This is a genomic window from Ruegeria atlantica, assembly GCF_947495585.1.
In the GTDB taxonomy this organism is placed as follows: domain Bacteria; phylum Pseudomonadota; class Alphaproteobacteria; order Rhodobacterales; family Rhodobacteraceae; genus Ruegeria; species Ruegeria atlantica_G.
The window spans coordinates 374471-399621 of record NZ_CANLZK010000003.1 but is presented as its reverse complement, the minus strand read 5'-3'; the positions used below and the strand labels follow the sequence as shown (position 1 = coordinate 399621).

The window sequence follows — 25151 nt, the reverse complement described above, 5'->3', positions numbered from 1 at the left end:
CCGTGACAATACCCACAAAACAGCGAGAGATTTCACACAGCCTATCCGCGTTGCTGCCACTAGATTGAGCAGAGCCAGCCGAAGAATCTCAGCCGAAGGTTGAGATTGAAAGCAAGGCGGCAAAAAAAAATTGAAACTACCGCCTTGGCGGGTCAGTTTATTTGCACGAAATCGCCTGACTGAAACGACTCCGTTACTGAGTTCCTGAGCCTAAACATCCGAGGCCAGCATCTGGTTGTCCTCAAACATGAAAAAGACTAATTGGAGACCTTGGTTTGAGAGGATGGCTGTAATCGGTGATCTTCTTTATTAGGATCGGCAAAACAATATGATAGACTTAAGTAAAATTCGGCCATTGCGAAGAAGCCGCAACTACGAAATTTATCAGCATCCGTTTATTGAGCGCGCGCTGTTGAAAGTCCGGGTGGATGAACCGGTGCGTAACCACGTAATTCCTCGTTATGCCGAGAGGCGCTATGGCAACCTCCGTCAGTGGAACCGGGAAGCCAACGAATACTTAGCCGCGTTGACACGAGGCTGCCCCGAGATTGAACGCCTTGCGGATTTTATGGGGTATGCTGCAACATCTCAAGGACCAGCACTGGTGGTCGAAAAGATGACCGGTCCTGATGGCGATTTGGCGCCAACGCTGGAGTCGGAACGGGCCGCATTGGGCGATGACATGTCAGAGCGCAAGCAGCTGCACGGTGAATTCATGGAACTCATGGACGACCTTGAACGTGGTCGGATTATCGTGGGCGACCTAGGTTTTGAAAACATTGTACGGGCGCAAGAGCGCAATGGAAAACTGGTCGTTATCGATGGCTTGGGCGAAAGAGTGTTGTTTCCGCTGACGCTGGTTTCTGACTTAGCATTCCGCAAATCCATCGAGCGCCGCCGGACGCGCATGGGCCAGGCATTTGGTCTGGGCTGATAGAACCCTCTCTACGGCAATCAACTGGGCTAGTCTGACGACTAGCCCTTTGCGGCGTCTATCAAGTCAAAGAACTTTTTTCTAACTTGGCCAAGCTTGCGGTCATTGTAACTGCGAACCCATCTTCGCAGAGGAATGACTTGTTTAGACCCGAAGCTGTCAATCCAGACCCATCGCCCGGATCCGTCGGGCCATGTTTGATAGACAAGATTGCCAGTGTTCTTGTTGCTTATGATGACGCGTTCATCTGACAGTTGGTCGAAGTGTTTATTGAGATCGCTCAAATGCTGAGGGGTGAGACGATCTTGGGCAATCAACTGACCCAGACTTGGGGAAAGCTGTCCATCCGGATCAGAAATGCGTTCATAGACCAGCGCCAAACCTTTGTCTGTCGGTGCGGTGCCAAACACCCTGCAAACGGGCATCACTTCCGGATTTTCCTGATGGCGAACCATCAGAAAAAAGGCTTCATCAAACTCACGCATGAAACCCTTAAAAGCGGTAGCTCTGCGAAACAATCGGTCATACCACTTGTCGGTTACAAGCCTCGAACCTGCGTCCATCGTGTGAGGTTGCGGAACCTTTAACAGCAACCCCTTGTCAAATGGGTGTTCATATACGAATTGCCTGTTTCCCTTCGCGATAACAGGGCTGTTTCCTAGTTCAAGCAGAGTGGGATTTTGGTGGCATTTCATATTTTCTGTTTAAGTTGATTCCGAACCAGCGCAAGTTGTTTTTTGACCATTGATATTGTTAAGTTAAACGCCGGGGACAATTGCGATCATGATGCTTGGAATTCAAGCTGCACGGGGGCGGTCACCATCTTGATTGTTGCCGGGAACCTATGGGGTCGCCGCAGTATCCGTCGCTATGCCCCCGCGGATGCGCCTGATCTCTGGAAGGGTCATGTCTAAACGCCGACCACCTGGCTGTACCATCCGACACTCTTTGCGCGCGATGACAAACAACTTGGAAACACCGGTGCGGTGCCCTGAGTTTTCAGATCTTGCGACCCTTTCGCGCGCCCCTAGTTTCCCGTTTCGCCGGGTTTTCGACAAACTCCTTTGGGGTTTTCTGGTTCAACGCATGACACAGATAGCGCGCCATTGCCTTCAGCTCTGCTATTGGGGCCTCGACCTCACCGATGATCCGGTCGATCATCGCCACAGCCAGCGCCAGGTCTTCGGGTTGCGGCAAAAGATCCGGCAGGGTCTCTACTGCGCCATCGGGGTCGAGCGTTGCCACAATCGATTTTTCATGCAGCAGATGCTGGCGGCGTTCTACGGATAGACCGGCAAAGGGCTCTTTCCGAGTGAAAATATCTGACCACCGATCCAGCATCTCGGAGCGATAGCTGCGGTTGCTGCCCCCAAGCAGGACTAATATCCGGACCACCGCTTCGGCCCTGCCGCGCAGGCTTTCAAGATCCGGCAATGCGCGCCGCTTTGCTTGCTGCAGTCCGTCGTCAGGAGTATTGAAATCAAATGAAGCTTACGCGTAGCGATCGTGGGGCTCATCTGGTTGGTTTGATTAGGCGGCGTATTTGAAGTGATGCAAATGCTGCATTTCGAGCGTCCTTAGTTTGGTCCTTTCCCTTCGTTTCAGAATGGTTTTAGCACGCTTAAAATCAACATTGACTGAATAGATGCTCGAGCGGCAAAAATGGCCCCAATGAGTTTTGGCACGTTATCCGTCGTTGTTTGCTCGTGCCGAAATTTGGAGGTAGGTGGCATCGCTGAATTCATCAGCCATGAGCTACAAGCATCTCCGATGTCCACCTTTAGTAATTTTCACGAAGTGTGACTTCTCGTTCGCTTCAATTTGAGGCTGCGTAAAGTTTAGGGCATGGTAATGCAGCGCGGGGTCGACGCATCCTACGAAACGATCCGGCGCCGGGTCGTCAAGTTCGGTTCGAAGAATGCGCTCAGGTTTCGTCGGCGACTGGGCAGTTTGGGGATGCCTGCCATCTTGATGAGGTTTTCGTCAAATCCCAGATCATAAATATTGGCTTTAGCGTGTGATCGATCAACATGGAGTCGCTCTGCCTTAACAATCCGATATCACAGCCTCGAGGCATTTGACGCGCGGAATGCAGCCCTTCGAACTGCTTGAAATCAAAGCAGCTGATTTCCTTGGTGGGCTCAAAGTCAACGTGACAACACCTTTCGACCCGGTGAGAATCCTCATTGCCAACACAAACTAGGAGTGTCGCCGTTGGTTGGAAATTCAAGCAGCGGGAGAGGCTTTTTTCTAAAAAGTTACGTATAGTAAGTAAACATGATGATTTGTGGGATGCCGATGCCGGAGGTGAAAGGTATCAAAAAAATAAATGAATTTACCTTCCAGAAGATACGCCGTAGTGCAAAGCTGCGACTATTTGAAAAAAATATTGATCCCGCAGCTCATAATAATATACAACGGTAAGCAAATATAATCTGCGGTGATTCCAGTTTGGACGAAAGTGCATTTCTTCGCTCACCGGGACATGTGCAGCGAGAATGGTGCGCCTATTGGCGCCGTGCCGCAAACTTGGGCGAGGTTTCAGTTTATGTCGTATGACTTCATCGTTGTCGGGGCGGGTTCCGCAGGCTGTGTTCTGGCCAACCGATTGTCAGAGAACCCGAAAAACAGAGTGTTGCTGCTCGAGGCGGGTGGCAAGGACATCAACCCATGGATTCATATCCCGGTCGGGTACTTCAAAACGCTGCACAACCCCAACACAGACTGGTGCTATAAATCCGAACCTGACGAAGGACTGAACGGCCGTTCCTTGGATTGGCCGCGGGGCAAGACACTTGGGGGATCAAGTTCAATCAACGGGCTGCTTTATGTCCGCGGCCAAAAGCAGGATTACGACCATTGGGCCCAATTGGGCAACAAGGGCTGGGGCTGGGACGAGGTTCTGCCGTTGTTCAAGCGGTCCGAGCAGCATGAGGATGGTGAAACCGATCTGCACGGCGCCAGTGGCGGATTGTCGGTGTCGCGCATTCGCGCCAAAAGCGACATTGCCGAGGCGTTTATTGGTGCCGCCAATGAAATGGGCGTCCCCCGCACCGAAGACTATAATGGTCAGGATCAGGAGGGTGCGGGGTATTTTCATCAGACTGCGCGAGGCGGCTTTAGATGTTCGAGCGCGCGTGCCTTTCTGAAACCGGCGAAATCACGCAGCAACCTGACCATCATAACCCATGCGCTGACCGAGGGGCTGACCTTTGACGCAGAGGATTCCAAGCGGGTTGATGGCGTCAGCTATAGCATCAAGGGGCACCCGCAGCACGCTCAGCTCAAACCTGGCGGAGAGGTGGTATTGAGCGCCGGCGCGATAGGTTCGCCGCAAATACTTGAGCTTTCGGGAATCGGTCGTGGTGAGGTTCTGACCCGAGCTGGCGTGGATGTGCGCCACGAGTTGCCGGGCGTTGGTGAGGCATTGCAGGATCACCTGCAAATTCGTCTGGTTTACGAAGTCAATGTGCCGACTCTGAATGACGCGATCAACCGGCTGATCCCGCGCATTGGGATCGGTATGAACTATATGTTCCGCCGTAAAGGACCGATGAGCCTGGGCGCAAGCCAGGTGGCGGTGTTTGCAAAGTCGATGGAGGGGCTTGAAACCCCCGATATCCAATTCCATTTCCAGCCGCTGAGTGCGGACAAGCCTGGGATCGAAATGCACCCGTTCTCGGGTATTACCTCATCTGTCTGCCAGCTTCGGCCGGAAAGCCGGGGCCATGTTCATATCGCCAGCCCCTACGCGACCGATTATCCGAAGATCGTGCCCAACTACTTATCGGCCCCTGCGGATGAACTGTGCGCGATCCGGGCTGTGAAATTTGCACGGGCCATGACGAAAACCGATGCGTTGCGGCCCTTTGTCGTGCGCGAACATGTCCCCAACAACAACCCGCAGACTGACGAAGAGCTGCTGGATACCGCGCGCAATATCAGCCAGACGATCTATCACCCCACCAGCACCTGCCGCATGGGCAATGATCCACAAGCCGTGGTTGACGACCGGTTGCGTATGCACGGGATACGCGGGCTTCGGGTGGCGGACGCCTCGATCATGCCCGCGATCGTCAGCGGCAATACCAACGCTCCGGCCATCATGATCGGTGAAAAAGCCAGTGACATGATCCTTGAGGATCACAGGTGATACCGGACCGCCGGGTTTAAGACTGACTTCAACTCTCAACAGGGAACAGTGCCATGAAAATGACGACTGAAGAGGCTTTTATCAAAGTTCTGCAGATGCATGGGATCGAACATGGGTTCGGGATTATCGGGTCAGCCATGATGCCCATCTCAGACCTGTTTCCGGCGGCGGGGATAAAGTTCTGGGACTGCGCGCATGAAGTCAACGCCGGGATGAGCGCCGACGGCTACACCCGCACCACAGGCAAGATGTCCATGGCCATTGCCCAGAATGGTCCGGGTATCACCAGCTTGGTAACGCCAATCATGACCGCCTACTGGAACCATACGCCTCTGTTGCTGGTCACGCCCCAGGCGGCCAACAAAACCATCGGACAGGGCGGGTTCCAGGAAATGCCGCAGATGAACTTGTTCAAGGACGCCGTCTGCTATCAGGAGGAGGTCCGCGATCCAACCCGGATCGCCGAGGTTCTGAATCGGGTTATCCTGAAGGCGTTCCGCGGCTCGGCCCCGGCGCAGATCAACATTCCGCGCGACTACTGGACGCAAGTCATCGACATCGAGCTGCCGCAGGTGGTCCGGATCGAACATCCGCCCGGTGATGCTGACGCGATAAGCGCGGCAGCGGACCTGCTTAGCAACGCCAAACACCCTGTCATCTTGAACGGTGCGGGCGTGATCCTGTCCGGCGGCGTTGATGCCAGCGCACGTTTGGCCGAGCGTCTTTCGGCGCCGGTTTGTTGCAACTATCAGCACAACGACGCTTTCCCCGGCTCGCATCCGCTGTCCTGCGGCCCGCTGGGTTACAATGGCTCTAAGGCCGGGATGGAGATGATCTCGAAAGCGGATGTGGTTTTATGCCTTGGCACACGGCTTAACCCGTTTTCGTCGCTGCCCGCCTATCAGAGTGAATACTGGCCCAACGACGCCAGGATCATTCAGGTCGATATCAATGCAGACCGGATCGGTTTGACCAAAAAGGTTGCAGTGGGCATTCAGGGTGACGCACGCATGGTCGCCGAGCAGATTCTTGACCAATTGGGCGAACACGCAGGCGACGCTGGTCGCAAGGAACGTGAAGACGCGATTGCCGTTGCAAAATCCACCTGGGCGCAGCAACTGGCGTCAATGGATCATGAGGAAGATGATCCGGGCATTACCTGGAATGAACGCGCCCGCGCCCGCGACCCCGAGCGGATGAGCCCCCGTATGGCTTGGCGCGCGATACAGGCGGCGATGCCCGAGGATGCGATCATCAGCTCGGATATTGGCAACAATTGCGCCATTGGCAACGCCTATCCGACCTTCGAAAAAGGGCGCAAATATCTGGCACCGGGCCTGTTTGGTCCGTGCGGTTATGGTCTGCCCTCGATATTGGGTGCAAAGATCGGCAACCCCGACACGCCGGTTATCGGGTTTGCGGGTGACGGTGCATTCGGAATCTCTATGAACGAAATGACTGCCTGTGGTCGCGACGACTGGCCGCCAATTACCATGGTGATCTTCCGCAACTATCAATGGGGTGCGGAAAAGCGGAATACGACGCTTTGGTTTGACGACAACTTTGTCGGCACCGAACTGAACCTGGACGTGAACTATGCCAAGATCGCCGAAGGTTGCGGACTGAAGGGCGTGCAGATCACTTCGATGGACGATCTGACCGAGGCGCTGCGTACAGCCGTCAAAGAGCAGATGAACGACAACGTGACCACTTTCATCGAGGTCGTTCTGAACCAGGAATTGGGCGAGCCATTCCGCCGCGACGCGATGAAAAAACCCGTCTCGGTGGCTGGCATCAACAAGGATGATCTTATTCCCCAGCAGCCTCGGCTGTGACCACTCACCAGAGCTGGGCGGCCATGCGCCGCCCTGTCCCTGACCGACTGGGATAGACTATGTCTTTGATTGATCAAATCTGCGAAACATCGCGCTCCGCCAAGGACGGGCATATCCGTATCATGCTCGTCCGTTGCGCGGGCAAAATCCGTGCGGAAACCGGCAGGGCCATTGACGAGGGGATTGAGGTTTACAACCCGTGTGTCTCACCAGCCCTGAACGCCTATGCCGAGGGCTATTGTGCCCTGCGCCAGCATCCAGGCGTTTGTGCGGCCGCTGCGCGTGCGGTGATGGAAGCGGGGCTGAGAGTGTCAGTCAGCTCTGCTACGGGCGGGCCCGGGCTCAATATCACGTACGGATATTAATAAATGAGGTGAGGCATGGACGCGCTGGGGCTTACATTTGAGATGGTTGTCGTATTGTTGCTGCTGGCGGCGACGATCGGGCTTTTTATTTCCGAAATTGTCTGCGTCGATATCGCGGCAGTGCTGGTCATGGTCACCTTAGGGTTGCTGACGGCAGTGCCGGGACTTGAAAACCTGATTGATGTGCGCAGCCTGTTTGACGGCTTCGCCAGTAACGCAGTGATTTCGATCATCGCAGTCATGATTATCGGCGCAGGGCTTGACCGAACGGGCGTGATGTCGACCGTCGCAGCCTGGATCACGCGGGTCGGAGGTGGGACCGAGAACCGATTGATCCTGATGATCTCGGGTGCGGTTGGGGTGATTTCCAGCTTTATGCAGAATGTTGGCGCAGCGGCTCTGTTTTTGCCGGTGGTCAGCCGCATCTCAACCCGCACTGGGTTTCCGATGTCGCGGCTGCTGATGCCAATGGGGTTCTGTGCCATTTTGGGTGGAACAATGACCATGGTGGGCTCGTCCCCCTTGATCCTGCTGAACGATTTGATCCAGTCGATCAACGGCACCCTGCCAGCTGAAGCGCAGATCACCACCTTTTCACTGTTTTCTGTAACCCCGATCGGCCTGTGTCTTTTGGCGACCGGCTTGATGTATTTTATCATTTTTGGCCGGTTCGTTCTGCCGAGCACCAATTTAACAGACGGACCAGCGGGCAGCTCAATGCTGGACTATGTCAACGGCACCTACGGGCTGGATGGCCAGATCCACGAGATACGCATCCCCGAAGGCAGCCCGCTTGTGGGCCACAGTATCGACGAGGTCCAGCGCAAGTATCACCTGCAAATCATTGCCACACACTATCAGGGGCGCACTTATCCTGCTCCGCCGCGTGACACTGAATTGGTCGCACCCGCCACAATCGCCGTGATCGCAGCGGAAGAGGCCGTAACCGCGTTTCTGGATGAATACGGGCTGACCGAAAGTTCGGAGCTGGATGAATTTGTCGAAACGTTGGGAGCAGGAAAGGCAGGTATCGCCGAGGTGGTGATCCCGCCCGGCTCTGGTCTGATTGGCCAAACGGGCAGGGGGCTGTGGCTGAGAAAAGTTTATGGCCTGTCACCTCTGGCGATATACCGCGGTGGCGATACGTTGTCGCGAGACCAGGAAGATCTGGGCGAGATCCCGTATCAGGCCGGTGATACCCTGGTCTGCCACACTGCTTGGGAAGCACTGGCGCGGCTTGAGAAAGACCGCGATTTCGTTGTGGTCACCACCGATTTCCCCCATGAGGATCTGCGCCCGAAAAAGATCGGCTGGGCCTTGTTGTTCTTTGTTATTGCGGTGTCGCTGATCCTGTTTTCCGACTTGCGTCTCTCGCTGTGCCTTCTGGTTGGTGCGATGGGCATGGTCGTCAGCCGTGTCCTGTCGATGGATGAGGCCTATAACGCCGTCAGTTGGACGACGGTTTTTCTGTTAGCCAGTCTCATTCCACTGGGACAGGCGGTGCAATCCTCGGGGACGGCAGCCTGGATCGCTGATCAGGTGCTGGTAGTTCTGGACGGCATGCCGGTCTGGGTCATTCAAGCCAGCGTGGCGGCGCTTGCGACCTTTTTCACGCTGGTGATGTCAAATGTCGGTGCCACGGTCCTGCTGGTGCCATTGGCCGTCAATATTGCGCTGGGGGCCGGGGCTGATCCGGCAATTTTTGCGCTGACTGTGGCGATTGCCACCTCGAATTCGTTCCTGATCCCGACCCATCAGGTCAATGCGCTTTTGATGGGGCCGGGCGGTTACCGTGTCGTTGATTTTGTGCGCGCTGGCGGCGTCATGACCATCCTGTTTCTGATCGTTTCTATCGCTGCGCTGAACCTGTTTTTCTGAAGTTCAGGCCAGTTGGTTGCTTATAGGGCATGCGTCAATGTACCGATCAGGCTTCCTGAATAGAGGAAATTCTGCAGCGCCACGCTGACGGCGGCCTCTTCCGAGGTTATCGAGCTTTGCATGATGATGTCACGGGCATTGGGTCGTCCGATTTTTTCCAGACCGTCGACTAGGCCTTGGTAATAGTCAGTCTGGCGCCCAAGCTCTCCGGCGATAATGACGCAATCGGGATCGAATAGAGCTAGGATTGCATCAACGCCATAGGACAGTTGCGTGCCGGCATCGCGAAAGCGGGCGCGAACATTTGGGTCACTGGAGTTCGCTGCTTCTATTGCTTTTGCCAAGCGCGTCGCAACGCGTTCTGAAGGTGCAAACTCGGACCCGAGCGCGTTCAGGATGGCTTTGCCCGAGGCGGCAACTTCCATACAACCGGTACGGCCACATGTGCAAAGTTTGTCCGAATGCGATGTCGAATAATGTGACAGATCCCCAAAGCCGCGATCCGTCGTGGTCAGGAATCTACCATCGAAATAGGCGCTGTTGCCCAGGCCAAGGGCTGCGTTTATCAGATAGACGCTAATTAAATCTTTCCCCCCAAGAAGTTCGCCGCACAAAATAGCACTTGCGCGATGTTCTACCTGCACTGGCAAATTCAGCGACTGCGAAAGCGTGTCGCGTACGGGGACGTCTTTCCACCCCAAAGGTTCTGAACTGACGAGGCCGTTACCCGAGCTGCTGTCGGGACCTGCTGACATGGCAAAAGAAACCCCGACACCCAAAAGGCGATCACGTTCCATCGCTTCGTCAAAGGCCAGCGTCTTGGCCCGGTTTCCGAGTTCGGCAAGAAAGGCCAGCGGATCATCTATGGGTATGTCGCTGCAATCCGCTGCCCGCAAAACTTCGCCATCAGCGTTTGCCAGGCTTACACTGCGTCGGTTGGCGGTCAGCGAAATGCCCAGAAAAAATGCCCCAGTGGGATTGATCGACAGGTTGTATTCCCTTCGTCCAACCCGACCGGGTACGGCGATAGGATCTCCTTCCCTGACTAGCTTGGAGTCGATGAGTTCGCGCGTTATTCGGGAAATTGCCGCGCCTGTCAGGCCGGTTAGACCTGCGAGTGTTCCACGCGTCACTGGCCCGCTGCGGGCAATGAGGCTGACCAGCCATTCCCTGTTATGTCGCCGCAAGGCCGCTGTACCCTTTTCGGGCTGACCGTGTTCTTGGGGCTTGCCATCCTGCACAGCCGCTCTCCTACAATTCAATTCTTGCAATGTATTCTAACCGCTTTATAATTAATTAAAGACGGTAATTAAATATTGACTGAACGTAAGTGCAAAGATAATCTGTTTCGTAAGATTGACCTTTAGTCGCAAGGACTTGAGGCGGCAAAAGGGCCATTTTTGGCGGGGAACACAGCAAGATACCCTACTGTTGGCTCGAATTTATTGCTGCCCACTTACTTAATATCCGCGAATAGTGCCGGCCTGATCTGGTGCAATTCCGGCGATATACCTCCTGCGAATTGGGCTGAGGCAAACTTCGGGACTGGAAGCTGAACGAGGCAAGACAATGGCGACTAAACAACCGAATATTTTATTTATCCAGGCGGATCAGATGGCCGGGCCGGCCATGCCTTTTCAGGGAAACAAAACTGTAAAGGCCCCGCATATGGCGCGTCTGGCTGAAGAGGGCGTTGTTTTCGAAAACTTTTATTGCAACTTACCCATGTGCGGGCCGTCACGCGCATCGATGCATGCGGGACGATTGCCGTTCAACATCCGCATGTATGACAATGCCAGCGAGTTCCAGTCATCGATTCCCACATTTGCGCATTACTTGCGGTCGCTAGGCTATCATGTCGAGATGAGCGGCAAGATGCATTTTGTCGGTGCTGATCAGTTTCATGGCTATGAAAAGCGGCACACGACCGAGATTTACCCTGCCAATTTTGCCTGGACAGTCGACTGGACAAAGGGGCGCGAGTATCGCCCGACCAACCTGACCATGGCGCCGATCCTGGAAAGTGGCCCCGCGATTCGAACCATGCAGATGGATTACGATGACGAGGTCGCTTATAACGGCGTGCAGGCGATTTACGATCTGGCACGCAAGGGTGACGGTAAGCCTTGGTATCTGACCGTTTCCTTTACGGAACCGCATTCTCCTTACGTCATCTCTCAGGATTATTGGGACCGTTACGACCACGATGAGATCGAATATCCGGCGGTCGATGAGATTCCGTTGGATGAGAAAGATCACCTCAGCCGGAACCTTCATTATTGTCAGGGCCGCCACGAATTCACGGTGACCCCGGAAAACCGCCGGATCGCGCGACATGGCTATTACGGCATGATTTCATATGTCGACGATAAGGTGGCTCAGCTGCGCGAAACGATTGATAAATGTGGGCTGGCCGACAACACAATCATCATCCTGACCGCCGATCACGGCGACATGATGGGTGAGCGTGGCATGTGGTTCAAACAGCACTTCTTTGAGTGGGCCGCGAAGATACCGTTCGTTGTTCATGCGCCCAACCGTTTCAAGCCGGGGCGCGTAAAACAAAATGCCTCGCTGATCGATTTGATGCCCACATTGTTGGATCTGGCTGCGGGCAAGCCGTTCGATGATTATGCAGGTGGCGGTATCGATGGTGAATCGCTGGTGCCTGCATTGAACGGCGATACCTCCGGGATGGATGACATCTGTATCTCTGAATTCGCTGCGGATGGGTCGACTGGTGTCAGTCGTATGGTGAAGAAAGGGCCGCTGAAATACATGTATCTCGAAGGTGTGGACGAGCTGCTTTATGATATCGATGCCGACCCCAATGAGTTGAACAATCTGATCGACGATCCTGCCCATGCCGAAGCCCTGGCCGAGCTGCGTGAAATCGCAATGCGCAACTGGGACCCAGAGGCACTGTCCAAGGAAATCGCACTGGATCAGCAGCGCCGTCTGATGATTCATCGCGCCACCGGTGGCAGCCCAACTTGGGTCAATATCGTTCGGGCCGACGATGACAATCGTTACATCCGAAACGCGGGTGCCGCTGATACCAAAGCCAAGGCGCGGCTTCCTTATGTTCCTCCGGCAAAGCCTGATCTGGTCTGATCCTGGTTCGGCTTTGTGTCTGCGGCCCGTTTGCGCGGGCCGCTTCTTTGTCTTCAGGCAGCAGTGGCAAGCCAGATCCAGAATGGTAGCGTTGCGATTGCCGCCACCGTCTGCCACAGCAGGGCTGCGGAATAGGTTCGGATGTCCCCGCCAAACTGCAACGCCAGCACAAGGCCGTTAGGTGCGGTTGGCAGGGCAGCAAAGATCACGGCAACTAACAAGTGCAGTGGTCCCAACCCCACCATCCACCCCAATGCCAGAACCAACATTGGCAGTGCGAACAACTTGGCCAAATTGGCGGCCACAACAAAGCGCATCTGCCCTTGCATTCGCAGCCCGTCCAACGATGCCCCGATCCCCACCAGCATTGCTGGGGGTCCGATCTGGGCGATGATGGTTAGTAGCTCGGCCGGGGCTGCCGGAAAGTCTACGCGGAATAGAAGGCACCCCAGCCCTGCGGTGCAGGCGATGACCAACGGGTTGAACGCGGTCATGCGCGCGATGGTCAGGATTGAGGAATGCGGCGGCCGATGGCAGATCACAACCATCAGAACATTGGCAAAATTGATCAGAGGTACGGTTGCGATAATGATCGTTCCCACTGCCGCATCCGCTGATACTCCGACCAGAGTGGTAGTGAGCAGCACCCCAGCAGGTACGTTCAGACGGGTGGCAGTCTGCACCATGCTGCTATAGGCATCTGTATTTTGGCGCAGGGCGGAAATGCCCCAGTAGAACAGAGTAAGCGCCGTGAACAGGATCAGATGGGCAGCAAACAGAACCAAGCCCAGCTTGAGCGATAGGGCGGCCAGCGTTCCAGCCCCGACAAGCAGGGCGAAGATGGTCAACGGCAACAGCACCAGATAGCTTATCTGGTTCAGCCAGCGCCAGAAAACCTGCGATCGTGGGATGGCCCGGCGCAGCAGGTAGCCAGCGATCAGATAGCCCCACAACGGCAAGATTGCCTGAATGATTGTGGCTGTCATTATGCGCACCCCCGAGTGAAAACTCTCCGAGAAAAAAGGCCCCCCGGCTAAACTGAGAGGCCCATTTTGTCTTCATCGGTTACCGAGTGGCGTTAGCGCACAACCATTCCCAACTTGTCCGCCACTTCGCGGAATTTGTTATACTGGGCTTCGACAAAGATCTTGGTGTCCTCGGGAGACATGACCTGCGGGATTGAGCCCAGCTTTTCTGTGGATGCGATCCAACTTTCATCAGTGGACAGGTTTTCCAGAACTGCGATCCACTTGTCCGCAGCTTCCTGCGGCATGTCTTTCGGACCCCAGACGCCGGACCAGCCTACCACCGCTTCAAGCGCCGGGTGACCGGCCTCTGCGGCGGTCGGCGTGTCGGGCAGAGATGGTACGCGTTCGGTCGTGCTGGTCAGCAGGGGGCGAAGCTGACCACTTTCGATCGGACCGATCAGACCTGAGAGGTTGTGGAAGATGAAGTCGGCATTTCCGCTGACAACACCTGTGGTTGCTGCACCGCCCCCTTTGAAGGGCACGTGGATCAACGCTTCGGGATCGACGCCCAGATCATCCAGCAGGATCAAAACAGCCATGTGCAGCAATGTTCCGACGCCAGCGGAGGAATAGGTCAGACGTTCACCGCTTTGGATCGCGTTGGCCAAATCTTCGAAGGACTGGTATTTGGAATCCGCGCCAACTGCGATCACAAAGGGGTTGGTTTCCACCAGCCCCAAAAAGGTGAACTCGTCCCACGTGTAGGGAATGGTGGTGTTCATGGCGGGCACCGTAGCCTGCGAGCCAACGCGTGACATCAACAGGGTGTGCCCGTCAGGGTTTCCCTTGGCCACCATGGTCGAGCCAGTGACGCCACCGGCGCCGGCCTGGTTAACCACAAGCACATTGCCGCCCAGGTATTCCGGGGCCTCGGCGCCGATGATGCGGGCCGCCAGATCAGCTGCGCCGCCTGGGCCGTATGGAACAACCAGCGTAACGGGCTTGGATGGATACTCCGCCACCGCCGCAGATGCGGTAAGCGCCACAGCGAATCCGGCGGCTGCAGCTATTTTATTGAAAAAAACCATAAGGTTACCTCCCTTAACTAGGTTTGTTTGGACGTGTTTTTTTTATTGCCCTTATCAAAACCATATGTTATTTACTTACCGTTGGCAACTATTTAGTGAAGCGCATCCTGCCGTCGGAGGGTTTGGGTGAGGTGCGGTTCTGGATGTCAACGCGGAGGCGAAAGTCAAAGGTGATGTGTCTTTGCGGACTGCGCAGATGATGGCCATCCATGGAGGAAACGAAATGCAATTCACCAAAAGCAAAGACCTTTTGGCCGGGGTCATTTTTTGCGCGGTGGGGCTTGCGGCGATATTCTTGTTTATTCCAAAAGGCGTTGCGGTGCCGGGAAGCGTGAAGATATCGGCGTTGTCTCCGGATTTCTGGCCAAGAATAATCGCCTGGGGGGCAGTGCTCGCATCAGTGGCCCTGATTTTGGAAAGCATTTTTCTGCAACAGCCCCCGGCTGATGATGAGGAAGATGCCGAGGCAGCGGCCCAATACAAGTTGGCCACACTCCCGGCGGTATTGCGCACACTTGTTTTGATTGTTGTCTTGTTCGGCTTCTATTTCAGCCTGACAACCCTTGGCATGGTGGTGACGTCGGTGTTTCTGATTGCCGCGATGATGCTGTTTTTTGGCGAACGCAAATACGTGATGATCGCCTGTCTGAGCGTCGGGGTGCCGGTGTTGCTGTATTTGTTCTTTCGCTATGTCGCCAACGTTCCAATTCCGCTTGGCATGTTTGGGTGAAAAGGAGTCGTAACCTATGGATATCATTCTCGAAGCCTTTTCGATTTTCTTCAGCCTTCAAAACATTCTTGTCGTAGGCATCGGTGTTGCGATTGGGACGGTGATTGGTGCAATCCCCGGCATGACCACGCCAATGGGCGTGGCGCTGGCGCTTCCCTTTACGTTCAGCATGCCTCCGGTGGCGGGTATCTTGCTGTTGCTGGGTGTATATAAGGGCGGCCTTTATGGTGGCTCTCTGACCGCGATCCTGATCAAGACGCCGGGGACGCCGGCGGCATCCTGTACCGTTTTGGACGGCTATCCGCTGACACAGAAAGGGCAAGCGCGTAAGGCATTGGACATCGCCCTGTACTCGTCCTGTGTGGCAGACCTGATCTCAAACGTCGCGCTGATCTTGTTTGCTGGCGTTCTGGCCAGCTTTGCGCTGCGGTTTGGTCCGCCAGAATTCTTCACGCTGATTGTCTTTTCTCTGACAATCATCGCCGGTGTATCAGGTCCCAGCCTGTCAAAAGGCATCGTATCCGCGTCGCTTGGCCTGATCTTGGCGACTGTCGGTCTGGATTTAATCTACGGCACGGAACGTTTCGTCTTTGGCGATTATCGTCTGATGAGCGGCCTGAGCTTTATTCCGGTTCTGATCGGTCTTTTTGCCTTGCCCGAAATCATCGACCGTGCGACGCGACGTGCGCGTCCGCCCGGAGCGTCCAAGCAGGAATTGGGCACCGGCGCGACCTTTGCCGACTTCAAGCGCGTGCTGAAATCAGTTGTGCGCGGCAGTATCTTTGGCGTCATCCTGGGTGCAATTCCCGGGATCGGGGGTGCGCCAGCAGCGTTCCTGTCCTATTCCGAGGCGCGCCGGAACTCGAAGAACCCGGAAAACTTCGGTAAGGGCGAAATCGAGGGCATTGCCGCCGCTGAGGCGGGCAACAACGGGGTTGCCGGTGCAACCATGATCCCGTTGCTTGCTCTGGGTGTCCCGGGCGATGTGATTACGGCGGTTATTCTGGGTGCGTTCATGATCCATGGCTTGCGCCCTGGTCCGCTGATGTTCGACCAGAACCTGCCAATGATCTACGCCTTGTTCATGGGTATCCTGCTCAGCTCGGCCTACTTGTTTGTGGTCGGCAAAGTCGCGATCAAGTTTTTCAGCCGGGTCGCTACGGTGCCGAACAGAATTCTGTACCCCATCGTTTTCGTACTGTGTGTCTACGGCGCCTATGCGGTGAACAACACACTGTTTGATGTCTTCATCATGCTGTCGATGGGACTGGTCGGGTATCTGATGCTTAAGCTGGATGTTCCAGTAGCACCCTTCCTCATAGCCTTTGTGCTGGGGCCGTTGCTTGAAGACAACTTCCGACAATCGCTTTTGATCTCAGATGGTGATCCGACGATCTTCTTCCGTAATGCGATCTGTATTGTCTTCTGGGGTCTGACTGCACTGTCGGTATTTGTCCTGATCCGCAGTCGGATCGAGGCGGCACGCACCGGCAAGGCATCGGTCTTGACCACAGGCGGCTGAGCGATGGACGCTTTACAAAAAGCACATCACGGCGAGCGGGTTTTTTCGTTCGCTGTGATCTCTGATACACATGTCAATGTCGATGAAGATAGCTGCAATTCACCCTTCCCAGTAAACGCGCGCGCAAATCGCAGGTTCCGGCACGTGGTGTCCGACCTCAACCAACGTGACATCGACTTTGTTCTGCATCTGGGGGACCTGGTGCACCCCGTTCCCGAAGCAGGACCGATATACAGTCAGGCCGCCGAGGCATTTCGCAGGATAGCTTCGGACCTTTCGGTGCCGATCTATTTCACACCGGGAAACCACGATATCGGGGATACACCCGTATCGGGTGCCCCTGCCGCTCCGACCACGCCGCCGATGATCGCGGCCTGGACGCAGGAGTTCGGGCCACAATACCAAAGCACTATCCATAAAGGCATCACATTTGTGATGTTCAATGCCCAACTGCTAAATTCGGGCCTGCCCGAGGAAGCAGAGCAGCGCCTATGGGTTGAGACCACGTTGAAACAGGCAACCGGGCGCATTGTCTTAGCCTATCATCATCCGGCCTATATCTGCACACCAGATGAGGACCCGCATTACGACAACACAGATCCTCCGGGCCGTGAGTGGCTGCTTGGATTGCTCAAGACACACAAAGTGGATCTGATGTTCTGCGGTCATGCCCATAACTTCTGGTACGACCGCGTTTTGGGGACTGACTATTACCTTGCCCCGGCAACTAGTTTCGTGCGGCAGGACTACAGTGAAATGCTGCGCGCCGCGCCGCCGGAAGGTAGCGAGTATGGCCGGAATGACCAGGGAAAGCTTGGCTATTTTATCGTCAACATCTACGAAAATGGGCATACGGTTCAGGTCGTCAGAACGCAGGGGTCAGAGCAGGGGGTCGAACAAGAGGCTGCACTGGCATGTCCGGCAGGGCCAACCCCATTGGAAAACACGTGTCCACTCATCGGTTTCGACCTGCGGGCCAACTGGGCTGAAATCAGCGAAATCGCCCCGTCCGGCGGGTTGGATGAGTTCGACCGAAAACTGGCCCGTAATGACTATCCGCTGCTGGCCCTGATTGAGATGGGTATCCGCGATATCAGAATACCCTTGTCCGACATCCGACGCCCCGATCGCGTCGACAGGCTGCGGGCGCTGCACGGTTTGGGTATCCGCCCGACTTTGTTCAGCTTTGGTGCCCCGACGGAGGCCGATATTGGGTTGGCCCAATCGTTGTACGGGGTCCTTACAGGCTGGGAAATCACCATCGATTGGGGTCGGTTTGAAGACTGCCTACCTGCCATTTCGGTTGCGCAAGCGTTCACAGGGTTGCCGATTTATCTGTCCCGGATGAGGTCCAAAGACGATCTGGCGGCTGGATCAGTGTATTACCATGTGATCAATCACGGTTTTTCCGCATCAGATATCGGTATGCTGGACACATTAGCCGACCATCGGGACAAGGGAATATCGGGGGCTGTTTTCCGTCTTGGTTCTGATCAGGATGTGCCATCTGGCTTGGCCGAGATCAATGCAGCCGCATCGGCACGCGGCTTGCAAGCCTCGGTACATTTCAAATGCGGTGCCGCGAACCCGGCCGAACCTGCGACGGACCGGAAGAACCTGCTTGGACGTATCGAACAGGTGTTGGCGTTTTCTGAACGGCCTTCATCGCTACGGGTGTATTGCGACACGCTTGCGGATGTGGATCGCGGTTACTTCGCAAGAGTTGGCGCGATTGATCCCTGTTGCAATCCGACAGATGTATCCCGCCGCATTGCCGCCCATCACAAGATGCGGTCAGGTTCGGAACAATGACAGATCTGTTGAGAAGCATTTGAGCTGACCTTTGCGGGTTATGTTCTGGCTCTGAGGTCAAAAACGAGCCGTGAATTTGGTAAAAGGTTTTCTTGAATCATCGTTTGACAGAGAGAGTCTGTGGGTTTGTCATTGTCGGTCCTGGTTTTGCGCGTTTTTTTTCAATCGTCCTTGCACACAACAATTGTCTTTTCTTTCGGGACCAGTGGAGGCTGTGGATCGTAGGCGATTAAAAGAGCAGCGCAGCTGCAACGCCGCTAAAAAGAGACAATCGGGGAGGGAAAATGAAGAATTTTGCAGTTTTTGCATCTTTGGCAACTCTGTAAGCAGGAAAGCGTATTGCCGGGGGCACCCAGAGTTTCCCAACGGACGCCCGTTTCTTGTTTGAGAACGGTAGGTTCGTAGAACTTGGTACCGCTACATCCAACGGGAACAACGCCGGTGCCGAATTTGGAGCTGATACCGGCAATGTCGATAAGGCATCGGTTGCGCCGGCCACGGAAACGGGCTTTATCTGCTGGGCATTCGGTCCCGGGATACCCGCTCCGCAGGGCTTGCCGAAGAACTTTCCGACGTGCTGATGTGGGAGCTGATGTTCACACGATTCCTACTCAGCACAGCAGAATTGGCGCGCCCAGGGCGGATTTTGTCGCGTGTCGCCCGTCTGGTTGATGATGGCATCATCCGGGCAACCGAACAAAAAAGCTTCATGGCTTGTCAGCGGCCACGATTAAAGAAGCCCACGCGATTATTGAAACTGGCCGCATGATCGGCAAACTCGTCGTCGTAAATTAATCAGAAAGACCAAAATTCAATGACAGACGTCCGGAAACTTGATGGGGATTACGACTATATCATAGTCGGCGCGGGCACGGCCGGGTGCGTTCTGGCCAACCGCCTGACAGAAAACCCCAAAACGCGGGTGCTGTTGCTCGAGGCCGGCGGCTCAGACAACTACCACTGGGTGCATATACCGGTGGGGTATCTTTATTGCATTGGCAACCCGCGCACGGACTGGATGATGAAAACTGCCCCCGAGCCGGGCTTGAACGGACGTTCGCTGGTTTATCCGCGTGGCAAGGTGCTGGGGGGATGCACCTCGGTCAACGGCATGATCTATATGCGCGGACAGGCAGCGGACTACGATCATTGGCGGCAGCTGGGCAATGCCGGATGGGGTTGGGATGACGTGTTGCCCTATTTCCTAAAATCCGAGGATCACCATGCCGGGCCCGCAGACATGCATGGGCACGGAGGGGAATGGAAGGTCTCGAAACAGCGCTTGGAATGGGACATTCTGAAAGCCGTGCAGGAGGGCGCTAAGGAATTTGGCATCCAACCGCGCGCAGACTTCAACGATGGCAGCAACGAAGGGACCGGATTTTTCGAGGTCAATCAACGCAACGGTGTGCGTTGGAACACGGCCAAAGGCTTTTTGCGCCCGGCGATGAAACGGCCCAACTTGCGCGTTCTGACCCATGCTGAAACCGAGACGCTGTTGTTCGATGGCAAGCAGGTGACGGGCGTACGCTACCTGCACAAGGGCGTTCAATATGACGCCTATGCCGGGTCCGAGGTCTTGTTGGCGGCGGGCGCGATCAACACGCCTAAAATTCTGGAATTGTCAGGCGTGGGCCGGGGCGATGTGCTGTCTGAACATGGCATCGTCTTGCAACACGAAAGTCAGGGCGTGGGTGAGAACCTGCAGGACCATTTGCAAATCCGCACTGTGTTCAAGGTCCAGAACGCAAAAACCCTGAACACGATGGCGAATTCGCTGCTTGGGAAAGCAAAGATTGCATTGCAATACGGCCTGACGCAATCAGGGCCAATGTCGATGGCCCCCAGCCAATTTGGGATGTTCACAAAATCCAATCCCGATCTGGCCACACCCGACCTGGAATACCATGTGCAGCCGCTGTCCACCGACAAGTTGGGTGATCCGCTTCACCCTTTCCCTGCGATTACTGTCTCGGTCTGCAACTTGCGACCTGAAAGCGTGGGCACCTGCCATATTCAGTCGAAAGACATCGAAGCACAGCCTGATATTCGCCTGAACTACCTTTCAACCGAAAACGACAAACGCGTTGCAGCGAAATCCGTGCGACAGGCGCGGAAGATTATGACGGCGAACGCTTTGAAACACTATCAGCCTGAAGAGATCCTGCCCGGCCCGGCGATGGAGACAGAGGAAGACCTTGTGAAAGGTGTAGGTGATATCGCCACAACTATTTTCCACCCTGTCGGCACGTGCAAAATGGGCTCCGATGCATCTGCTGTGGTCGGCGCGGATCTCAGGGTGCATGGACTGTCGGGATTACGGGTGGTCGACGCATCTATTATGCCAAAAATTGTATCCGGCAATACGGCTTCACCGGTTGTGATGATTGCTGAAAAAGCGGCGGATATGATCCGCAAAGGAACTCGGTAAGTGATGGATATCGCGTGCAATTGGTGCAGGTTTCCGGATTTGTTGCACAAATTGTTTGAGGGTCGTACTTCCCCTTTTCCCTTACGGATTTGTCCCGCGGGCCAAGCGAAGTGTATACCAAGATCGGTGTTGCGGTTGTGCACGGCAATGCGTTCTCAATCTCCGCCACCTGCTTGTCGAAGGCGCGCGCCGTGAAACACTGCCCCAATGGTTTCAAGCAATTCAATTAGTCTCGACGCGGGTCTGGCGGTGATATCTGCTCAATTGTCGCCACAGTGCGCAAATCAGTGATCGCGACGCCTGGACTATTTTGCTTCAGGCAAGGTACCATTCGGTGACGAACAACAGTCCGATTGCAGACAAAGAGTTTTAGTCAAGGGTTTGTCTTTTTTGGGTTCACATCCGGTGTGTCGCAAGCGGCACTTGTGTTATTGGATGCGCTGCCGGTGATAATTTTTTTTGGTTTTCTTACAGCAACCTTATTGTGGGCAGCTGTATGGGGTTTCCCGGCGGCAAGGAACGTGTTTGGTACGTTCATACCTGAATTAGCTTTGCCAGTGGGTCGCACTCCACTTCATCCCCAAATCCGACAGATGCCTTTGCACCCGTCCAGGATAGTCAGACACGATTGAATCCACTCCCAGTTCAATCATCCTGCCGATCTCGTCGTTTTCATTGACGGTCCACACAGCGACGCACAGGCCCAGCTTTTTGGCAAGAGCCACGCTTTCCGCAGTCACATCCGCAAAGTACGGGCACCAAAGCGCGCCACCAGCTTCCTTGACCAAATTTGGAATTTCATCGTGACGGCCGCGAAAGTCCGGACAGACCGCTTTCGAAGAGTCTTCGCCTATATCGTCCGCATTATCTGGCAACTGAGTCAGGTAGGAAGATGGCATATCGGGAGCTTGCCGTTGGCATTCCTCCAACAAATTCCAATCAAAGCTGTGCAGGACTGCGCGCGACGACATGCTTGTCGTGTGTAGCTCTTGCAGCACGCACTTTACGAATTTCTGTCTATAGGATGCGTCGTGGGCCAAGTCTGGATCCGACTTCAGTTCGAGCATGAGACAGGCATCGCTGTATTTTGGGTCATCGACCAGTTCCAGCAAGTTCATCAGCGTTGGAACACGAACACCGTCTATTTGGGCCTGGTCTGGAAAACGACGACCGTAGGCGGAGTGCCCATCCAACCGTCCGATGTCGAATTGCTGAATCTGTTCAACGGTTAACGAGGAAACCTTTGGCTCTTCTCCCACCAAAAATCGACCATTGGCGTCACGAAACGTCGGCGCGTGCAGCCGGTGGTTATGGGTTATGACCGGAACACTATCTGCGGTCAGAACGACATCAAATTCCAGGAGCGGGACGCCGATGGACAGCGAAAAGTCAAAGCCAATCATGCTGTTTTCAGGTAAAACGCCGCGTGCACCCCGGTGCCCTACAACCCGGATCAGGTTTTCACCGCCTCGAAAGGCTTCAACCTGTGGAAATGTCATCAGCTTTGCAGCCTTTCACCGGTTGAATGGTCAAACAGGTGCATATTCTCTGAGGCGATCGAAAACCGCATGTTCGGATGCTGGCCTTCGATTGGGTGGACACCCGGAAGGCTAATCGTAATCGCGCTGCCAGAGCCTATGAGCTGGCCGTGCAATAGTGTGTTTGCCCCCAATGGTTCCGCAATCTGGATTGCTGCTTCCAACGGACCGTTTTCGTCCAACAACAGATGCTCTGGTCGTATCCCCAACTTTACCGCGATATCAGGTCCCTGAGATGCGCCGACCTCAATTTCTCCGATCTTGACCATCCCGTTTTCACGCCGGGCATCAAACACATTCATCGCAGGGCTGCCAATAAACTGCGCTGCGAACAGAGTTCTGGGAGTTTCGTAAACTTCCAACGGGGTCCCGATTTGCTCGGCGATACCGCCATTCATCACGATCATTCTGTCGGCCATCGTCATGGCCTCGACCTGGTCGTGCGTAACGTACAGGGAGGTGACTCCAAGCTTTTCCTGGAGCTCTCGGATTTCCAGACGCATCTGAACACGCAGCTTGGCATCGAGGTTCGAGAGCGGCTCATCAAACAGGAAGACTGCCGGTTCGCGGACGATGGCACGGCCCATGGCCACCCTTTGGCGTTGACCGCCCGACAGCTGTCTGGGCTTACGATCCAGCAAAGGTTCCAACTGCAACAACTTGGCTGCGTCAGTCACCTTTTGATCGATCTGATCTTTGGGAAGCCCGGCAATCTTCAGGCCGTAACCCATATTCTGACGCACGGACATGTGCGGGTAGAGCGCATAGTTCTGGAACACCATCGCGATGTCCCGATCCATTGGCTCTTTGTCGTTGGCCCGTTCCTCACCGATCCGGATTTCCCCGGACGTAACCGTTTCCAGCCCTGCCACCATTCGCAGTAGCGTGGATTTACCGCAGCCCGAGGGGCCGACGATCACGATGAACTCTCCGTCTGCGATATCGACATCAATACCGTGGATCACATCCGTCGGGCCAAAACTCTTTTTGACGTTCTCTAGGGTTACTGTTGCCATTTCTTATTTCTCGCTATCGACAAGGCCGCGGACAAAGAGCTTTTGCATTGACACCACAACGATGACCGGTGGGATCATTGCCAGAATTGAGGTCGCCATGATTGTCGGCCAATGCGCAAAATCATCACCCGAAGGGAACATCTGCTTGATGCCCATCACGATGGTGTTCATTTCAGGATCGGTCGTGATCAGCAGCGGCCACAGGTACTGGTTCCACCCGTAGATGAACAAGATCACGAACAGCGCCGCGATATTGGTCCGGCTCATGGGCACCACGATGTCGATGAAGAACCGCATCGGTCGCGCGCCATCCACGCGAGCTGCTTCGGCCAGTTCATCAGGGATCGTCAGGAAGAACTGACGGAACAGGAAGGTCGCCGTTGCCGAGGCAATCAGGGGAAAGATCAGACCGTAGTAACTGTTGAGCATGCCGAACCCGGCAACAACCTCGAAGGTTGGAACAATCCGCACCTCGACCGGCAGCATCAGGGTCAGGAAGATCAGCCAGAAAAACGTCGTACGGCCGGGAAACTTGAAGTAGACAATCGCAAACGCTGACAGCAGGGAGATGATGATTTTGCCCACCGCGATGCCAATGGCCATCACCAGGCTGTTGAACAGCATCGTTGCGACGGGCACGTTTACCCCTGAGAACAGTGCCGCTTTGTAGTTCACCCAGAACTGATCACCTGGCACCACGGGCATAGGTGGCGAGACGATGTCTGCCTGGGTCACGGTCGAGGCTACAAAGGCCAGCCAGATCGGGAAAAAGATGATCAAAACGCCTAGGATCATGAACGCATGGGTGAACCAGATGCCTACGCCGCGTTTTTCGACCATTCCGTGTTGTTGGGCTGCCATCAGTAATGCACCCTCTTTTCAACGTATTTGAACTGAATGACGGTCAGTAGGCCGACAACAATCAGCAAGATGACAGATTGTGCCGAAGATGATCCAAGATCCTGCCCTACAAACCCATCTGAGAAGACCTTGTAGACCAGGATTGTTGTCGCCTGTTGTGGGCCGCCGCCAGTGATCGTGTGGATCACCCCGAAGGTCTCAAAGAAGGCATAGACAACGTTCACCACCAGTAAGAAGAATGCAGTCGGAGACAGCAGCGGCAGCACAATCGTGAAGAACCGGCGCCAGAAATGCGCGCCGTCAATCGCCGCCGCTTCGATGACCGAGCGGGGAACGGATTGCAGTGCCGCAAAGAAGAACAGGAAGTTATAGCTGATGCGCCCCCAGGCCGAGGCGACGACAACCAACCCCATAGCTTCGGTGTCGTTCAGAACATGGTTCCAGTCATAGCCAAGCTGGCTGAGATACCACGCCACCACGCCAACGCGTGTGTTAAACATGAACAGCCAAAGTACACCGGCCACAGCGGGGGCCACGGCGTAGGGCCAGATCAGCAATGTGCGATAAACACCCGAACCTTTAATGAGCCTGTCCGCGATAACTGCCAGAAATAGCGCCGGTATCATCGAGCAGAGCGTCACAAGCGTCGAAAACACGGCGGTTGTGATGAAAGATGCGCGATAATACTTGTCGCTCAGCAGGAACTCAAAGTTGCCGAGCCCCACAAACTGCGACGACAGACCGAACGGGTCGGGAATGAACAGGGACTGCCACACCGCCTGACCGGCGGGATAAAAGAAGAAGACGGCGGAAATGATGACCTGTGGGGCGATCAGCGCCAATGGCAATAGCCAGCCGCGAAAGGTGACGCGTTTTTCCATCCTGATTTTCCACCGAAGAAAGATA

20 protein-coding genes are annotated in these 25151 nt (G+C 55.0%); 11 read left to right on the top strand and 9 right to left on the bottom strand.

Annotated features, from left to right (window positions below; translation table 11 throughout):
- Positions 1 to 328: 328 nt before the first annotated feature.
- Entirely contained in the window at positions 329 to 934 is a 606-nt protein-coding gene (locus QMP16_RS09470; RefSeq protein WP_282152167.1) for a YrbL family protein, read from the top strand.
- A gap of 41 nt (positions 935 to 975) precedes the next feature.
- Here the strand turns inward: QMP16_RS09470 and QMP16_RS09465 are convergent, their stop codons facing one another.
- Both QMP16_RS09465 and QMP16_RS09460 read right to left on the bottom strand, forming a co-directional pair.
- A complete protein-coding gene (locus QMP16_RS09465) occupies positions 976 to 1629 on the bottom strand; it encodes a YrbL family protein (RefSeq protein ID WP_282152166.1) in 654 nt (217 codons plus the stop codon).
- 304 nt (positions 1630 to 1933) lie between these two features.
- Entirely contained in the window at positions 1934 to 2368 is a 435-nt protein-coding gene (locus QMP16_RS09460; RefSeq protein WP_282152165.1) for a hypothetical protein, read from the bottom strand.
- A 1114-nt stretch (positions 2369 to 3482) separates the two neighbouring features.
- On the opposite strand from QMP16_RS09460, the gene QMP16_RS09455 reads away from it, so the two are divergent.
- From QMP16_RS09455 to QMP16_RS09440, 4 genes are read left to right on the top strand one after another with little or no spacing between them, the layout of a single operon-like run.
- On the top strand, positions 3483 to 5087 hold the full coding sequence (locus tag QMP16_RS09455) for a GMC family oxidoreductase (protein ID WP_282152164.1): 1605 nt from the start codon (positions 3483 to 3485) through the stop codon (positions 5085 to 5087).
- 53 nt (positions 5088 to 5140) lie between these two features.
- Positions 5141 to 6922: a sulfoacetaldehyde acetyltransferase gene (gene xsc / locus QMP16_RS09450; RefSeq protein ID WP_282152163.1), complete on the top strand. Its 1782-nt coding sequence runs from the start codon at positions 5141 to 5143 to the stop codon at positions 6920 to 6922.
- Between the two features lie 59 nt (positions 6923 to 6981).
- Complete coding sequence (locus tag QMP16_RS09445) at positions 6982 to 7287, top strand: hypothetical protein (RefSeq protein WP_282152162.1); 306 nt, start codon at positions 6982 to 6984, stop codon at positions 7285 to 7287.
- A 15-nt stretch (positions 7288 to 7302) separates the two neighbouring features.
- Positions 7303 to 9165, top strand: coding sequence for an SLC13 family permease (locus QMP16_RS09440; protein WP_282152161.1), 1863 nt, complete (start codon positions 7303 to 7305; stop codon positions 9163 to 9165).
- Positions 9166 to 9185: 20 nt separating this feature from the next.
- Here QMP16_RS09440 and QMP16_RS09435 read toward each other — a convergent pair whose 3' ends face one another.
- Positions 9186 to 10406: an ROK family transcriptional regulator gene (locus QMP16_RS09435; RefSeq protein WP_282152160.1), complete on the bottom strand. Its 1221-nt coding sequence runs from the start codon at positions 10404 to 10406 to the stop codon at positions 9186 to 9188.
- A gap of 328 nt (positions 10407 to 10734) precedes the next feature.
- Here QMP16_RS09435 and betC point away from each other — a divergent pair, with 328 nt between their 5' ends.
- Positions 10735 to 12279: a choline-sulfatase gene (betC, locus tag QMP16_RS09430; protein WP_282152159.1), complete on the top strand. Its 1545-nt coding sequence runs from the start codon at positions 10735 to 10737 to the stop codon at positions 12277 to 12279.
- Positions 12280 to 12332: 53 nt separating this feature from the next.
- Here the strand turns inward: betC and QMP16_RS09425 are convergent, their stop codons facing one another.
- Positions 12333 to 13265, bottom strand: a complete 933-nt coding sequence (locus QMP16_RS09425; protein ID WP_282152158.1) for an AEC family transporter — start codon at positions 13263 to 13265, stop codon at positions 12333 to 12335.
- 92 nt (positions 13266 to 13357) lie between these two features.
- Positions 13358 to 14335 (bottom strand): Bug family tripartite tricarboxylate transporter substrate binding protein, encoded by a 978-nt coding sequence (locus QMP16_RS09420; RefSeq protein WP_282152157.1) that lies wholly within the window; start codon positions 14333 to 14335, stop codon positions 13358 to 13360.
- A 223-nt stretch (positions 14336 to 14558) separates the two neighbouring features.
- On the opposite strand from QMP16_RS09420, the gene QMP16_RS09415 reads away from it, so the two are divergent.
- The 5 genes from QMP16_RS09415 (at position 14559) to QMP16_RS09395 (ending at position 20830) form a co-directional block, all read left to right on the top strand.
- The gene (locus QMP16_RS09415; protein WP_282152156.1) at positions 14559 to 15065 is read left to right on the top strand and encodes a tripartite tricarboxylate transporter TctB family protein; all 507 of its coding nucleotides are present in this window, start codon (positions 14559 to 14561) and stop codon (positions 15063 to 15065) included.
- A 16-nt stretch (positions 15066 to 15081) separates the two neighbouring features.
- Positions 15082 to 16587 (top strand): tripartite tricarboxylate transporter permease, encoded by a 1506-nt coding sequence (locus QMP16_RS09410; protein WP_282152155.1) that lies wholly within the window; start codon positions 15082 to 15084, stop codon positions 16585 to 16587.
- Between the two features lie 3 nt (positions 16588 to 16590).
- Positions 16591 to 18399, top strand: coding sequence for a metallophosphoesterase family protein (locus QMP16_RS09405; RefSeq protein WP_282152154.1), 1809 nt, complete (start codon positions 16591 to 16593; stop codon positions 18397 to 18399).
- Between the two features lie 580 nt (positions 18400 to 18979).
- On the top strand, positions 18980 to 19168 hold the full coding sequence (locus QMP16_RS09400; RefSeq protein ID WP_282152153.1) for a hypothetical protein: 189 nt from the start codon (positions 18980 to 18982) through the stop codon (positions 19166 to 19168).
- Between the two features lie 45 nt (positions 19169 to 19213).
- Positions 19214 to 20830 carry a GMC family oxidoreductase gene (locus QMP16_RS09395; RefSeq protein ID WP_282152152.1) on the top strand — a complete coding sequence of 539 codons (1617 nt, stop codon included), beginning with the start codon at positions 19214 to 19216 and terminating at the stop codon, positions 20828 to 20830.
- A 545-nt stretch (positions 20831 to 21375) separates the two neighbouring features.
- Here QMP16_RS09395 and QMP16_RS09390 read toward each other — a convergent pair.
- The 4 genes from QMP16_RS09390 to ugpA are packed head-to-tail and all read right to left on the bottom strand — an operon-like array spanning position 21376 to position 25126.
- A complete protein-coding gene (locus QMP16_RS09390) occupies positions 21376 to 22329 on the bottom strand; it encodes a glycerophosphodiester phosphodiesterase family protein (RefSeq protein WP_282152151.1) in 954 nt (317 codons plus the stop codon).
- Entirely contained in the window at positions 22329 to 23384 is a 1056-nt protein-coding gene (ugpC, locus tag QMP16_RS09385) for a sn-glycerol-3-phosphate ABC transporter ATP-binding protein UgpC (protein ID WP_282152150.1), read from the bottom strand. The genes QMP16_RS09390 and ugpC overlap by 1 nt, the downstream gene beginning before the upstream one ends.
- A gap of 3 nt (positions 23385 to 23387) precedes the next feature.
- Positions 23388 to 24224, bottom strand: coding sequence for a sn-glycerol-3-phosphate ABC transporter permease UgpE (ugpE, locus tag QMP16_RS09380; protein ID WP_058274572.1), 837 nt, complete (start codon positions 24222 to 24224; stop codon positions 23388 to 23390).
- A gap of 20 nt (positions 24225 to 24244) precedes the next feature.
- Positions 24245 to 25126, bottom strand: a complete 882-nt coding sequence (ugpA, locus tag QMP16_RS09375; RefSeq protein ID WP_282152149.1) for a sn-glycerol-3-phosphate ABC transporter permease UgpA — start codon at positions 25124 to 25126, stop codon at positions 24245 to 24247.
- Between the last annotated feature and the right edge of the window lie 25 nt (positions 25127 to 25151).